Raw genomic sequence first — 13,777 nt, 5'->3', positions numbered from 1 at the left:
AATAAATAAAACAGGAGAAATAAAAAATGGATATGTCTTTACAAGTTTTGGGTAACTTAAATGGTTTAACAGCAATAGCAGTTGCTTTACTGATATCACTACCTGCTTTAGGTACGGCTATAGGTTTTGGTGTGTTGGGTGGCAAGTACTTGGAAGGTGTAGCACGTCAGCCAGAATTAGGCGGTATGTTATTAGGTCGTATGTTTATCGTGGCTGCTTTCGTAGATGCGTTTGCTGCTATTTCAATTGCTATTGGTTTCTTAGTATTGTACGCGAATCCTCTAGCTATTCCAGGTCTAGCGGATGCTGCTCAGAAAGTTATTGGTGCATAATAAAGTAATATAAAATCATAATTTTATTATCTAAAGGATAAGTAGATGGATATTAATATAACTCTAATTGGGCAGATGATAACATTTGCAATCTTTGTTGGATTTACAATGAAGTTTGTATGGCCTCCACTGCGCAAAGCTTTAGACGAGCGTAGAGAAAAGATTGCTGAAGGTTTGGCGTCTGCTGATAGGGCATCTCGAGAGTTAGAAGTTGCAAAAAGACAGTCTGCAGAAATCTTGCGTGAAGCTAAGGCAAAAGCTACTGAGATAGTTGAGAATGCTTATGTTAGGGCTCATAAGGTTGATGAGCAAGCAAAAGAAGAGGCTATCGCTGCGGCTGATAAGATTAAGAGTATGGCTATGGCTGAGATTGAGCAAGAAAAAGTGAAAGCAAAAGAAGAGCTTAAGCATGAAGTTGTTAGTTTGGCGATTGCAGCAGCTAGTAAGATAATATCAGCAAATGTTGATGAGCAGTCTAGCAAGAAAATTTTGAAAGACTTTGTAGAGAAAGTATAAATTTGGATGAGAAGGTAGGTAAATGACAAATCTAAGTGTGATTGCTAAACCGTATGCCAAAGCTGCATTTGAGTTTGCAAATGAATATAATCTACTTCAAGAATGGTCTAAGCAACTAAAATCGTTTGCCGAGTTGGTTCAAGATGACGCTATCGCTGCTATTATTTCTAGTCCTGAAATCTCTCAAATAGAGATTATAAATACAGTAAAAGATCAGCTTGATGAGAAGTTTTTCAACTTTGTTGCACTAGTAGCGGAAAATAAAAAGTTATCTATACTGTCTGAAATTTCATTCCAGTTTGAAAATATAAGAAACGTTCATAATAATATAAAAGTGGCAGATGTTACATTAGCTTATGCTATTGATAAAAACACATTGGCTAATTTGAAGACTAAGTTAGAAGAAAAATTCAGTTGTTCAATAGATATGAATGTGATTATTGATCCTGTCATACTAGGTGGAGCGGTAATTAAGGTTGGTGATACAGTAATAGATGATTCTGTATCTGGTCGTATAGAGACATTAAAAAGTATTTTGTTATCATAAATTATAGGAAGTGAGCTTATGCAATTAAGTCCATCAGAAATAAGTGGTTTAATAAAGAAAAGAATTGAAAAGTTCGATAATTCAGTTGAACTTAAATCAGAGGGTAGTATCGTTAGCGTTGCTGATGGTATTGTTACTATATATGGTTTAGATGATGTAACTGCTGGTGAGATGATCAAGTTGCCAGGAGATGTATATGGTCTAGCGTTAAACTTAAATACTGACTCTGTTGGAGCAGTTGTTTTAGGTGATTACGAGCATATTAAAGAAGGCGATAAAGCATATTGTACAGGCAGGATTTTAGAAGTTCCTGTCGGCGAAGCTTTACTAGGTAGAGTTGTTGATGCTTTAGGTAATCCAATTGATGGAAAGGGTGAGATCGAAACAGCTCATTCTTCACCAATAGAAAAGATAGCTCCAGGTGTGATTTGGAGAAAATCAGTAGATCAAGCTTTACAAACTGGGATTAAGTCAATTGATTCGATGGTTCCAATTGGTAGAGGTCAAAGAGAGTTAATTATTGGTGATAGACAAATTGGTAAGACAGCCATAGCTATTGATGCAATTATCAATCAAAAAGGTACTGGAGTTAAATGTATCTATGTTGCTATTGGTCAAAAAGCATCATCAATTGCTAATATTGTAAGACAACTTGAAGAGCACGGCGCTATGGAGCATACAATTATTGTTGCAGCTACAGCTTCTGATTCTGCTGCTTTGCAATATATAGCACCTTATGCCGGTTGTTCTATGGGTGAATATTTTAGAGATCGTGGTGAAGATGCACTAATTGTGTACGATGACTTAACTAAACAAGCATGGGCATATAGACAGATTTCTTTATTATTAAGAAGACCTCCAGGGCGTGAAGCTTATCCTGGTGATGTATTCTATCTTCACTCAAGACTTCTCGAAAGAGCTGCAAGAGTAAATGAAGAGTATGTAGAGAGATTTACTAATGGTGAAGTCAAAGGTAAGACAGGTTCTTTGACTGCTCTGCCTATTATTGAGACACAGGCTGGCGATATTTCTGCATTTGTACCAACAAACGTAATTTCAATTACTGATGGTCAGATATTTTTAGAGACAGATTTATTTAACTCGGGTCTAAGACCAGCTATTAACCCTGGTAACTCAGTATCACGTGTTGGTGGAGCTGCGCAAACTAAGATTATCAAGAAACTAGGTGGTGGTATCCGTTTGGCACTAGCGCAGTTTAGAGAGTTAGAAGCATTCTCGCAGTTTGCGTCGGATTTAGATGAAGCTACTAGGTCGCAGTTAAATAGAGGTCAAAGAGTTACAGAACTTCTGAAACAAAAGCAGTTCTCGACATTGTCAATTGCTTTGATGGCATTATCATTGTATGCAGCGGATAATGGCTATCTAGATAGCTTAGAAGTTTCAGAAGTTATTCCTTTTGAATCAGCATTACATGCGCTTGCAGAAAATAAATATGCAGAAGTTGTTGCTGAGATTAATGAAACTGGCAAGTATGATGCTGAGATTGCAGAGAAGTTAAAAACAATTGTTGAAGATTGTAAAGCAAATCAAGCTTGGTAATAGGAGTATAGACTATGTCTAATGCTAGAGAGATACGTTCTAAAGTACAGAGTGTTAAGAACACCCAAAAAATCACTGGTGCTATGGAATTAGTTGCAGCTAGTAAGATGAGGGGTGCGATAGTCAAAATGAATAATGTACGCCCTTATGTTGAAAGTGCAAATACTATTATCAAAAACGTTACAATGGCAAGTATTGATTATCCAAATCCATATCTTTTCGATAGAGAAGTTAAAAGGGTTGGGTATATAGTCACATCTACAGATAGAGGCCTTTGTGGAGGTCTTAATATCAACTTATTTAAGCACGTTCTTAAAGATATCAAAAAGAATCTTGATGATAGAGTTGAGGTAGATGTCTGCGCAATTGGCTCTAAAGCGGCAACATTTTTTGCAAAACTTAAAGATGTTAACGTAGTTGCTACAGCACATTACAATGATAAAGATAATGAAGGTAGTATTAGAGCTATTCGTGGTGCACTTAAAGTTATGTTAGATAGGTTTACAAATGGTGAGATTGATAGACTTTATATGAGTAGTAATCAATTTGTTAGTACAATCAAACAAAAACCAAAATTGCAAACATTGTTACCTATCCAAGACATTTTTTCAAAAGAAGAGCTAAAAACTAACAAAGAGCAGGCTTCTAAGGGTCATTGGGACTATATTTATGAAAGAGATATTGAAGAAGTTTTAAATGCTTTATGTATTAGATATATTGAAGCTCAGGTAAGAGGGGCAATATTAGAGAATGCAGCATGTGAGCAAGCTGCTCGTATGATGGCGATGAAAAATGCAACTGATAATGCAAGTGATATAATCGATCAGTTGAAACTAGATTACAACAAAGTCAGACAAGCTATGATTACACAAGAGCTTGCAGAAATTTGTTCAGGTGCGGCAGCAGTTTAGGAGAAATAAATGAGTACAGGTAAAATTATTCAAGTAATTGGTGCTGTTATTGATGTAGAGTTTTCTAGAGATAACACTCCAAAAGTATATGATGCATTAAATGTAAAAGAAGCAAATTTAGTATTAGAAGTACAGCAACAAATCGGCGATGGTGTTGTAAGAACTATTGCTATGGGCTCTAGTGATGGTCTAAGACGAGGAATGGTTGTGGAGAATACAAACGCACCAATTTCCGTACCAGTAGGGCATGGTACTTTGGGTCGTATTATGAATGTACTAGGTGAACCTATTGATGAGGCGGGGCCTATTCAGTATACAGAAACTAGATCTATTCATCAGGCACCTCCTGCATATGATGAGTTAGCATTAAGTACAGAAATATTAGAGACAGGTATCAAAGTAGTTGATCTTATTTGTCCATTTGCGAAAGGTGGTAAAGTAGGTCTATTTGGTGGTGCTGGTGTTGGTAAGACTGTAACAATGATGGAGCTTATTAACAACATTGCAAAAGAACACAGTGGATACTCAGTATTTGCAGGTGTTGGTGAAAGAACTCGTGAAGGAAATGATTTCTATTATGAGATGAAAGATTCAAATGTACTAGATAAAGTGGCTCTAGTATATGGCCAAATGAATGAGCCACCAGGAAACAGATTAAGAGTAGCACTTAGTGGTTTAACGATAGCAGAAGGCTTCCGTGATGAGAAGCGTGATGTATTAATGTTTATCGATAATATTTATCGTTATACATTGGCCGGTACAGAAGTTTCAGCATTATTAGGTCGTATGCCATCAGCAGTAGGTTATCAGCCAACACTAGCTGCAGAGATGGGTGCCTTACAAGAGCGTATTACATCTACTAAAACTGGTTCTATTACTTCAGTCCAGGCTGTTTATGTACCAGCAGATGATTTGACAGATCCATCACCAGCGACTACATTCTCTCACTTAGATGCAACGATTGTATTATCTCGTCAAATTGCTGAGTTGGGTATTTATCCTGCGGTTGATCCATTAGATTCTACATCTAGACAGTTAGATCCACTAGTTGTTGGACATGATCACTATGAGACAGCTCGTGCTGTTCAGAAGGTGCTTCAAAGATATAAAGAGTTGAAAGATATTATTGCTATTCTTGGTATGGATGAGCTCTCTGATGAAGATAAAAGAACAGTTGATAGAGCTCGTAAGATTCAAAGATTCTTATCCCAGCCATTTCATGTTGCAGAAGTGTTTACTGGTAATCCTGGTAAGTTTGTATCACTTAAAGACACTGTAGCTAGCTTCAAAGCAATAGTTAATGGTGAGTATGATCATTTACCAGAGCAAGCTTTTTATATGGTTGGTTCAATACAAGAAGCAATCGAGAAGGCAAAAACTCTATAATTGGGTGTAGATATGACAAAAAAATACCTAAAAGTTGATGTGGTTAGTCCCCTAGGTTCAGTTTTTAAAGGCGAGGCTGATATTGTAAGTCTACGTGGATCTGCTGGAGAGATGGGTATAGCATATGGACATACAGAGCTTCTATCCACTCTACCAGCTGGTGTGGTCAATGTTAGAAAAGATGAACATACTGATGTACTATACGTCTCAGGTGGTATTGTAGAAGTTACTCCTACTCGTGTTACAATTATGGTAGATGATATGGAGAGAGCAGAAAACTTAAATCAAGCAGAGGCTGAAAAAGCTAGAGCTAGAGCTCAGGAAGCTCTTAAGAATCCAGATGCTTCAAAACTTGATATAGAAGCTGCGAGCAAAAGACTTAGTGAGGCTGATGCTCGTCTTAAAGCTCTTAATTCTTCTAAAGGCTTGTATTACTCAAAAGAAGACTAGCAACTCTATTAATTTTCAAAAAGTTTAAATCCGATTTACATTTGCTTATAAATTTATTGTAATGATTTATGAAAAAATGACTATTTCTAACATATTTATATAGAATTATTTATAATTATAATACTAGTATTTATATTGTTTAATAATGAAAAAAGTTTTTACTTTAATTGTACTTTGTTTGTCGATAATACCTACATATATAATCGCCCAATCATCCAACGATGTTGAAGTTCAAAAAAGCAGCTCTTTAGAGCATCTGCTTCCTAAGAGAATTATAGCTGGATTCTTAGATGTTAGAACTCCTGGTTCAACATCTAGAGTTGATATTGAGCAGGCAAAGAATGATGGATATAATGTTATTGTTATAGCTTATGGCGAGGTTTATAATACAGATATTGGACTTTATACTTCTAGCCCTACATCTATACAAACAATCATTGATAAAGTAAGACAAGCTAAAAAAAATGGTATGGAAGTCTTGCTAGCTGTTGGAGGCATTCCAAATACATTTCATCCTGGACTAAATAAGACAGATGTATCTCCAAAAGTTTTTGGCAAAGATATGTCAGATACACAGATCTATTCCTTAGCAAATAATATAGTCAATTTTTTGCATAAAAATAGTATTGATGGAATTGTTTATAGTTTTAGGAAATTCACATCAGCAGATTTTATTAATCAACTTTCTTTGGATATCAAAAAAATTGACCCAAATATTATCATAGTTGCAGAGCCTCAGGTAAATGATTATAAATTAGTAACAACGGGTAAGAGTAATGACTATGATAAAGTAATTCAAAATGGGTATATAGATTATTTATTTATCCAAGAGTATGATACATATCCAGAATATGAGCCTGGTTTTATAGCAGATAGTTATTCAAAAATTGTCAATGATTTGAATATTCCTGTTCATACTAAGATTTTAATTGGTGAACCAACAAATGCAATTTCAGGAGGTACAAATACAGTATATCATCCTGAGGGCAATGCAACTTTATCATTAACGACTGAACAGGCAGTAGAGCTTATGTTACCTCAGTTTGAGAAACTTAAGTTTAAACCGAGATTTGCGGGAGTAACAGGCTGGTCTTTAAATACTGATTATGCCGCTGACTTATATGGGGATTCATCTCATAGTTCTGGTTCCTTTGCTAAAAATCTTAGAGCATGTATTTATGATAATGTATGTGTTCAAGTTGATAATAAAATAAAAGGCCCTGTCATTGCGGGATTTTTGCCTTTATGGGGAAAGAGTAGCTCTTATAATATTTCAGGTAGGCAAATAAATACAACTCCAGTTGATATATCAATGCCAGAAAATAAAGAATATTGTGATAAAAATCCTGATGTATGCAAATACAATGTAATAGTCGCGGCATATGCTAGGTATACCAATAGTAAAGGATTTGAGTTGTCATTTAATGATGAGAATGGTAGCTCGAATAAGTTATATGATCCTGATGAGCTTAAAGAATTTATTGGATATATGAAGTCAAAAGGAAAACATGTTTTAATTTCTTTTGGAGGAAAGTCATCGCACATCGATTGGCAAACTGTAAACTTTGATAGTTTAATTCATATTGTAAAAGATTTTGGTTTCAATGGTATAAATTTTGATTTGCCAAAAACAGCAGTGCCAAAGGATGAGAAGCAAGCTCAAATTGCCGCTTTAAAAATAAATAGATTGATAATGACTCTTAGACACAGCGATAAGAACTTTTGGCTAACATTTTCTCCTGAGTGGGATTATATAGTAGCCCCTTTAGCTAAGAATAATAAGGACAATATGTACGTTAGTCATGGCTATGTTGAGTTATTAGATAATATTGGTATGAGTAAGATAAATTATATTTTTCTTAATACTTTTTCTGAAAGACCAGCTGATGCAATTTTAGGTTTATACAAGGATCAAAAGGGTGAATTTATAAAAATATCTCCTTTAGATGGCTATGATAAATTTTTGGCTTCGCTTGCATGGGCTCTGACAACACCTCAAGGATTTGAAGCAAATCATCCGAAGTATGAAGTTGATAGGCCTATTAAAATTCCAGCTAATAAACTCGTATTTGTTGTTCCAGCGACTAAGGGCGCGGTTCATGGAGGAGATACTTATGTTTTATCAAGTTCGGAGATAAAGCAAATACTTTCATTAATGAAAGAAAATAAAGCATCCTTTGCTGGATTTGCTCTTTGGAGTATGGATTTTGATGCTACAAATATTAAGTCGGGAGATTTAAGTGATGGTTATCAGCATTTACCTTGGAGCTCTACTAATAATATAGCAAATATCGAACTACCTCCAGTAGCTTCAATTGTGAATGATAGTGATAGATACCTGAAAAAAGTAAATGATTCTCATAAACCGCAAAAATATATTATGGATACAGGAATTGTTAGATATCCGTATCAGATAGGCACTTATGGATCAGACACTGTTGTAAGTTTTGCAGGCAAGATGTATAAATGTAAGTCTATGCTAGAGGTCAAGCTGTGTAATGATGAAGCATATATTCCCAATGGCTTATACGGGGATCTTGCATGGGAAGAGATTAAGCCACAAAGCACAAAAAAATATTCTGAAAGTAAGAAATTTAAATTGAAAGAAGGTGAGGTAGCTACTTATCCAAGAGGTATAGGGAGCTATAAGGTGGGCCAAATTGTGCTTGCTGATGGAAGAGAGTTCGAGTGTCAGAAAGAAGAGTATTGTAATAAATCTTCTTATAGCCCTATTAAAGAAAAAGGTTTTGTGGCATGGAGTAATATTACAAATGATATTTCTCACTTTGTGAACAAAGAGCAAGATGTTAAACCTAGTGGCGCTGATTATATCTACCCTTATGGTATAGAGGATTATAAAGGGGGCACGGTTGTGGCTGTTAATAAGGACTTATATAGATGTAATATCGGCCCTGAGTCAAGCTTGTGTACCATGAGCGCATATAGGCCAACGGGTAAATATGGTACAGATGCTTGGACAAAAATGAATAATAAATAATTTTCAGTGAGTAGTTTTTATTTGACCGAGTCTATAAGTTCCTTAAGTTCACCCGACTCATTCATCTCCATGATTATATCGCAACCGCCTATTAGTTCACCTTTTACCCATAGTTGAGGGAAAGTAGGCCAATCAGCATATTTAGGTAAAATAGCACGAATATCTGGATTTTCTAGAATATTAACGAACGCAAAGGGCTTTCCACATGCTCTAATTGCAGAAGCTGCATGGGCTGAGAACCCACACTGAGGCAAATTTGGAGAGCCTTTCATGTATAGGATAATATCATTTTCCTTTAGTTGCTTTTCTATTCTATCAACAACTTTTTGTTCTTCTTGTGTATACATATTTATTTCCTTTTTATTTGATTAAACAACTAAGTTTAGAAATTTTATCTAAAAAATGATAGCATATTATACTAAACGGGTATAGTACCGAGATGCTATAATAATTAATTCAACTAGTTCAGGGAGAATAATGAGATGAAATTTGAATTACCAAAACTACCTTATGCATTTGATGCATTAGAGCCTACTATTTCAAAAGAAACGATTGAGTATCATTATGGTAAGCACCATCAAGCTTATGTAACTAATCTAAACAATCTGATTGAAGGTACAGAGCATGCTGGTAAAAATTTAGAAGAAATAATAAAAACTTCTTCAGGCGGTATATTTAATAATGCTGCTCAAGTGTATAATCACACATTTTATTGGAATTGCCTGTCACCAGTTAAAACTGAACCATCAAGCGAGTTAAAAGCAGCGATTATTGAAACTTTTGGTTCAATAGATAACTTTAAGGATCAATTCTCGAAAGCGGCTGTAGCTACATTTGGATCTGGTTGGGCTTGGCTGGTAAAAAATACCGAAGGCAAACTTGAGATTGTTACTACTAGTAATGCAGGCTGTCCTTTGACGGATAACAAAAAACCTTTACTTACATTTGATGTTTGGGAGCATGCTTATTATATTGATTATCGTAATGCAAGACCTAAATATGTTGAGTCTTTATGGGATATAGTAAATTGGAAATTTGTTTCTGAGCAGTTTAAGAAATAGGTTGTATCAAGTGAATAAAAATAAAATACCACTATATTCTTTTATTGTTGGAGTATTGTCTATAGTATTTGTTTTAGTGGTGATTATACTATTTCCAAGTCTTCAAATAACTGCTGTTACAAAAAATATTGTACTAGCAGTTCTTTTGTTTCCGTGGATAATTTTTATTATTTCTCTATTATTTGTTAGAAAAAAATAAATAAATCTTTGAGTATCTATTGGATATTTGCCATTAGTTTAATTCTTTGTCTAAAAATGTAGATGATAGTAGATATAAGTATTCCTATTATAAAGCTTGCTATGAAAAGTCCTTCCCATTTATAGTGGCTTTGTACATATCCAGCAAATGGTCCTACAAGGACTCTTCCTAGTGAATCAATTGAACTAAGGACAGCAAATTGTGTTGCTGAAAATTTTATATTTACAAGACTCATAATCATCGCTACAAGTATTGCTGTACCCATTGCTCCACAAAAATACTCGACAGCAACAGAGCTTACCATTAGATAGTAGTTTTTACCAACAATTGCTAGTAACACATACATTAGATTTGCTGATGCCATAATAATACTAAAGAAGAGAAAACTTTTGTAAATACCTATTTTTCTTGCGATTAGTCCACCTACGATAAGACCTATTAAAGTTGCTGCTAATGAAAAAGCTTTGTACGAAACTGCTATTGTGGTTTTATCAAATCCTAAGTCAGCAAAAAAGACTGTATTAAGTGAAAATGCGATCGCATCTGCAAGTTTATATCCAATTATTATCAATAATATTATAATTGCAGTTTTGATTCCCTGTCGTTTAAAAAACTCAATAAAAGGCTGTGTGAAGGCTTCTTTAAAACTTTTTGGAGTTTTGGCCGATGAAGGTTCTTTTAGAAATAAACAATATAATGGGCAGATTATGAAAAATGCAAGAATTGTTATTAGTGCTAGGCTCCAACTGTTAGATATAAGTTTTTGAGTAGAAACTATATCAATATTAGTAAATAAGACATTGCTACCATAGTATTCAGTAAGTTTAGGTGTACATATCTCTATAGGTTCAGCACCGCCACTATAATAATCAGCAAATATTAGTACTAACGAGCCTGTTACAAGCATTGCAATACGATAGCCCATAACCGCTATAGCATTACCAAGAGCCTTCTCTCTCTCATTAAGAACCTCAGTCTGATATGCATTTATGGCGATGTCTTGTGTTGCAGATGTAAAGCATATTAAAAAGCCGATAAAAGCGATCATAAATGGTTGAGCTGCGGGAGATAATTGACTCATAAGAGCTATTAGAACAATTAGGCTTATCTGTGTTGTAAGTATCCAACCTTTGCGTCTACCAATCCCTAAAATATTAATTTTATCAAGGAATGGAGCCCATAGGTATTTAAATGTATATGGTATTGCTATAAGTGTTAAAAAACTTATATTTTGAATATTGATACCACTATCTTTATACCAAAGCAGTAATGATGATGCTGTAAGCATCAGAGGTAATCCAGAGGCATAACCTAAAATTAGCATAGTAAACATTTTAGGCTGTTTAAATGGTGTAACCAATTTGTCACTAAATGTGAGAGAGTTATTCATTATCTATAGAATAGAAATTTTTTGATAAAAGAATCGTAGTTTAATTAAAGAAAAAAGTAAATAAAATAAGAAAGCAGTTTTGATTAAATTATAGATCTCTACTTGTTGCGCCAGTATATAACTGTCTCGGACGACCAATTTTTTGTGCTGGATCATTCACCATTTCGATCCATTGAGATATCCAGCCAGAAGTTCTAGCAAGAGCAAATATTGCTGTAAACATACTTTCTGGAATACCCATAGCTTTTAATATGATTCCAGAGTAAAAATCTACGTTAGGGAAAAGCTTTCTCTCAATGAAGTAGCTGTCCTGAAGAGCAATTTCTTCTAGTTTCTTTGCGATTGCAAGAAGAGGATTGTCACTATGACCAAGCTTAGCAAGAATTTCTTCACAATTTTTCTTCATTGCAGTTGCTCTTGGATCAGTGTTTTTATAAACTCTATGGCCGAATCCCATTAGTCTAAATGGATCATCTTTATCTTTAGCTTTCTCTATAAACTTATCGATATTATCAACACTACCAATTTTTGATAGCATTTTTAAAACAGCTTCGTTAGCGCCACCATGAGCAGGACCCCAAAGTGCTGTAATACCTGCTATGATAGCTGCATAAGGAGAGTTACCTGTTGAGCCAGAAAGTCTAACTGTAGATGTCGAGGCATTTTGCTCGTGATCAGCATGAAGCATGAAAATAGTATCCATAGCTTTAACGTGTAGCTCATCAGGCTTAAAGCTTTCATCCTCTGCAAACATCATGTATATAAAGTTTTCAGCATAACCATACTCTTTTTTAGGTTCTAGGAATTTTTTACCTTGGTTATGTCTGTAAGCCATAGCTGCAATAGTTGCAATCTTAGCAACTATATTTTTAGCAACTTCATCTTGTGCTTCAGTTTGACCCTTGTGAATATGTTCAGCAGCCAAAACATTGACACCGGCAATTAATCCAGACATTGGATGAGTGTGTTGTGGCATAGCAGAAATAGCTGCTTTAACATGCTCACATACTGGCATCTTAGCTATAATCTCTTCTCTAAAATCTTTGATCTGAGAATCTGTTCCTAATTCACCATAAATCAAAGCATAGCAAAGATTTCTGTAATTTGATTTCTGCGTCCATTGTTCGATTGGATAGCCTCTATGTAAAAGAATACCTTTGCCACCGTCGATATACGTGATTTTAGATTCACATGCAGCTGTCGACATAAAGCCAGGGTCATAAGTAAAGACACCATGCTTTACTAGAGATGATACATCTATGCAGTCATTACCTAGACTAGGAGAGTAGACTGGTAATTCTATTTCAATATTTTTATCTGCATACTTAAGAGTTGCATATTTACTCATTAATAGGCCTCCAAGTGAGTTGATCAAAAAATACAATGCAAAAGGTTTGCAATAAAAAGATACCTTTTCTAAAAAAAACATATTTATTTAGGTATCATTACAGGGGAATAATAAGCTAAAGATTTCTGTTTTGCAAATAAAAAAGTCATAAGATATCAATGATGTGAATATTGTTTATTTTGCTTAATAGTTTGTTGCATTTAATTATCTAGTAAAATAGAATCAAAAATTTGTTTAAGTATTTGAATTTGTTTTACTAAAAATATATTATTTAAGAGTTGTTGTATAACATTGGTTTACATCCGATTTACTGATATACATAAATTGCTTCGGAGGAATGTCGAGCATGAAAAAAATTACTAATGTTGATTTGATGTCAATTAAATCTTATAAGTTTCCTATTACTGCTATTAGCTCTATACTGCATCGTATATCTGGTGTGGTATTGATTTTTGCAATACCTCTGGCGGTTGTTGGTATGAATTATACACTTGCAGGTCCGGATGGCTATCAGCAAACTGTTGCTGTTTTGACTAGAGGATGGTGCAGTATATTCTTTTGGCTGTTTTTATCATCTATAACCTATCATGTTTATGCAGGTGTCAGACATATGATTATGGATATGGGTTTTGGTGAAAGTATGAAAGCAGCTAAGATTACTTCGTTGCTTGTTATTATTTTAGGTGTTTTATCTGCTATTTTATGGGGGTGCTACTTATGGCTGTAATTTCATTAACTTCTTCTGGAATTAAAGACTTCTTTGTTCAAAGAGTAACAGCTGTGATTATTGCTGTTTACTTTGGTTATCTGATTTTGGAAACTTTGTGTTTATCTCATGCTGGAACACTTAATTATGACAGTTGGAGAGGATTGTTCACAGATAGTATGTTTTTTAGAGTCGCTACACTGATGGCTTATCTAGCCATGTTTTTCCATGCTTGGGTTGGCATTTGGATTATTTGTGGTGACTATATTAAGTATGCTTGGGCATCAGCTCTTGTTATGCTGAGCTTTGTGCTAATTTATGTGTTCTGCTTTTTTTGGTTATTCGCAGTTTTATTTTTCTACTAAGAGGTTAT

Annotated in this window: 14 protein-coding genes; 11 read left to right on the top strand and 3 right to left on the bottom strand. The window is 34.7% G+C overall.

Going from position 1 to position 13,777, the window contains the following annotated elements:
- The first annotated feature begins 26 nt into the window (after positions 1-26).
- The 8 genes from IMS64_RS08420 to IMS64_RS08385 all read left to right on the top strand — a co-directional run bounded on the left by IMS64_RS08420 (position 27) and on the right by IMS64_RS08385 (position 8,700).
- Positions 27-332 (top strand): F0F1 ATP synthase subunit B, encoded by a 306-nt coding sequence (locus IMS64_RS08420; RefSeq protein WP_004286979.1) that lies wholly within the window; start codon positions 27-29, stop codon positions 330-332.
- A 45-nt stretch (positions 333-377) separates the two neighbouring features.
- Positions 378-848, top strand: coding sequence for a F0F1 ATP synthase subunit B (locus IMS64_RS08415; RefSeq protein WP_211490420.1), 471 nt, complete (start codon positions 378-380; stop codon positions 846-848).
- Positions 849-870: 22 nt separating this feature from the next.
- Positions 871-1,395: a F0F1 ATP synthase subunit delta gene (locus IMS64_RS08410; RefSeq protein WP_211490419.1), complete on the top strand. Its 525-nt coding sequence runs from the start codon at positions 871-873 to the stop codon at positions 1,393-1,395.
- Between the two features lie 18 nt (positions 1,396-1,413).
- Entirely contained in the window at positions 1,414-2,955 is a 1,542-nt protein-coding gene (gene atpA / locus IMS64_RS08405; RefSeq protein ID WP_200165731.1) for a F0F1 ATP synthase subunit alpha, read from the top strand.
- A gap of 14 nt (positions 2,956-2,969) precedes the next feature.
- Positions 2,970-3,866: a F0F1 ATP synthase subunit gamma gene (locus tag IMS64_RS08400; RefSeq protein ID WP_004286983.1), complete on the top strand. Its 897-nt coding sequence runs from the start codon at positions 2,970-2,972 to the stop codon at positions 3,864-3,866.
- Positions 3,867-3,875: 9 nt separating this feature from the next.
- Positions 3,876-5,252, top strand: coding sequence for a F0F1 ATP synthase subunit beta (gene atpD / locus IMS64_RS08395; RefSeq protein WP_004286984.1), 1,377 nt, complete (start codon positions 3,876-3,878; stop codon positions 5,250-5,252).
- Between the two features lie 12 nt (positions 5,253-5,264).
- A complete protein-coding gene (locus IMS64_RS08390; RefSeq protein WP_004286985.1) occupies positions 5,265-5,702 on the top strand; it encodes a F0F1 ATP synthase subunit epsilon in 438 nt (145 codons plus the stop codon).
- 145 nt (positions 5,703-5,847) lie between these two features.
- Positions 5,848-8,700, top strand: a complete 2,853-nt coding sequence (locus IMS64_RS08385; protein WP_211490418.1) for a glycoside hydrolase family 18 protein — start codon at positions 5,848-5,850, stop codon at positions 8,698-8,700.
- Between the two features lie 17 nt (positions 8,701-8,717).
- Here IMS64_RS08385 and grxD read toward each other — a convergent pair whose 3' ends face one another.
- Positions 8,718-9,047 (bottom strand): Grx4 family monothiol glutaredoxin, encoded by a 330-nt coding sequence (gene grxD / locus IMS64_RS08380; protein WP_004286987.1) that lies wholly within the window; start codon positions 9,045-9,047, stop codon positions 8,718-8,720.
- 135 nt (positions 9,048-9,182) lie between these two features.
- On the opposite strand from grxD, the gene IMS64_RS08375 reads away from it, so the two are divergent.
- Positions 9,183-9,761: a superoxide dismutase gene (locus IMS64_RS08375; RefSeq protein WP_004286988.1), complete on the top strand. Its 579-nt coding sequence runs from the start codon at positions 9,183-9,185 to the stop codon at positions 9,759-9,761.
- A 215-nt stretch (positions 9,762-9,976) separates the two neighbouring features.
- On the opposite strand, the gene IMS64_RS08370 is transcribed toward IMS64_RS08375, so the two are convergent.
- Positions 9,977-11,350, bottom strand: a complete 1,374-nt coding sequence (locus tag IMS64_RS08370) for an AmpG family muropeptide MFS transporter (RefSeq protein ID WP_211490417.1) — start codon at positions 11,348-11,350, stop codon at positions 9,977-9,979.
- Positions 11,351-11,438: 88 nt separating this feature from the next.
- Positions 11,439-12,698: a citrate synthase gene (locus IMS64_RS08365; protein ID WP_004286991.1), complete on the bottom strand. Its 1,260-nt coding sequence runs from the start codon at positions 12,696-12,698 to the stop codon at positions 11,439-11,441.
- A 346-nt stretch (positions 12,699-13,044) separates the two neighbouring features.
- Here IMS64_RS08365 and sdhC point away from each other — a divergent pair, with 346 nt between their 5' ends.
- Positions 13,045-13,425, top strand: coding sequence for a succinate dehydrogenase, cytochrome b556 subunit (gene sdhC, locus IMS64_RS08360; RefSeq protein ID WP_035722250.1), 381 nt, complete (start codon positions 13,045-13,047; stop codon positions 13,423-13,425).
- Entirely contained in the window at positions 13,401-13,769 is a 369-nt protein-coding gene (gene sdhD, locus IMS64_RS08355; RefSeq protein ID WP_004286993.1) for a succinate dehydrogenase, hydrophobic membrane anchor protein, read from the top strand. The genes sdhC and sdhD overlap by 25 nt, the downstream gene beginning before the upstream one ends.
- The last annotated feature ends 8 nt before the right edge of the window (positions 13,770-13,777 follow it).

Source organism: Francisella philomiragia (assembly GCF_018135955.1).
GTDB classification, from domain to species: domain Bacteria; phylum Pseudomonadota; class Gammaproteobacteria; order Francisellales; family Francisellaceae; genus Francisella; species Francisella philomiragia.
This window is presented reverse-complemented; position numbering and strand designations above follow the sequence as displayed.

Bases quoted from the DNA above. Each gene is read 5' to 3' on its own strand.
- IMS64_RS08420 (WP_004286979.1), top strand. From the start codon at position 27: ATGGATATGTCTTTACAAGTTTTGGGTAACTTAAATGGTTTAACAGCA.
- IMS64_RS08415 (WP_211490420.1), top strand. From the start codon at position 378: ATGGATATTAATATAACTCTAATTGGGCAGATGATAACATTTGCAATC.
- IMS64_RS08410 (WP_211490419.1), top strand. From the start codon at position 871: ATGACAAATCTAAGTGTGATTGCTAAACCGTATGCCAAAGCTGCATTT.
- atpA (WP_200165731.1), top strand. From the start codon at position 1,414: ATGCAATTAAGTCCATCAGAAATAAGTGGTTTAATAAAGAAAAGAATT.
- IMS64_RS08400 (WP_004286983.1), top strand. From the start codon at position 2,970: ATGTCTAATGCTAGAGAGATACGTTCTAAAGTACAGAGTGTTAAGAAC.
- atpD (WP_004286984.1), top strand. From the start codon at position 3,876: ATGAGTACAGGTAAAATTATTCAAGTAATTGGTGCTGTTATTGATGTA.
- IMS64_RS08390 (WP_004286985.1), top strand. From the start codon at position 5,265: ATGACAAAAAAATACCTAAAAGTTGATGTGGTTAGTCCCCTAGGTTCA.
- IMS64_RS08385 (WP_211490418.1), top strand. From the start codon at position 5,848: ATGAAAAAAGTTTTTACTTTAATTGTACTTTGTTTGTCGATAATACCT.
- grxD (WP_004286987.1), bottom strand. From the start codon at position 9,047: ATGTATACACAAGAAGAACAAAAAGTTGTTGATAGAATAGAAAAGCAA.
- IMS64_RS08375 (WP_004286988.1), top strand. From the start codon at position 9,183: ATGAAATTTGAATTACCAAAACTACCTTATGCATTTGATGCATTAGAG.
- IMS64_RS08370 (WP_211490417.1), bottom strand. From the start codon at position 11,350: ATGAATAACTCTCTCACATTTAGTGACAAATTGGTTACACCATTTAAA.
- IMS64_RS08365 (WP_004286991.1), bottom strand. From the start codon at position 12,698: ATGAGTAAATATGCAACTCTTAAGTATGCAGATAAAAATATTGAAATA.
- sdhC (WP_035722250.1), top strand. From the start codon at position 13,045: ATGAAAAAAATTACTAATGTTGATTTGATGTCAATTAAATCTTATAAG.
- sdhD (WP_004286993.1), top strand. From the start codon at position 13,401: ATGGGGGTGCTACTTATGGCTGTAATTTCATTAACTTCTTCTGGAATT.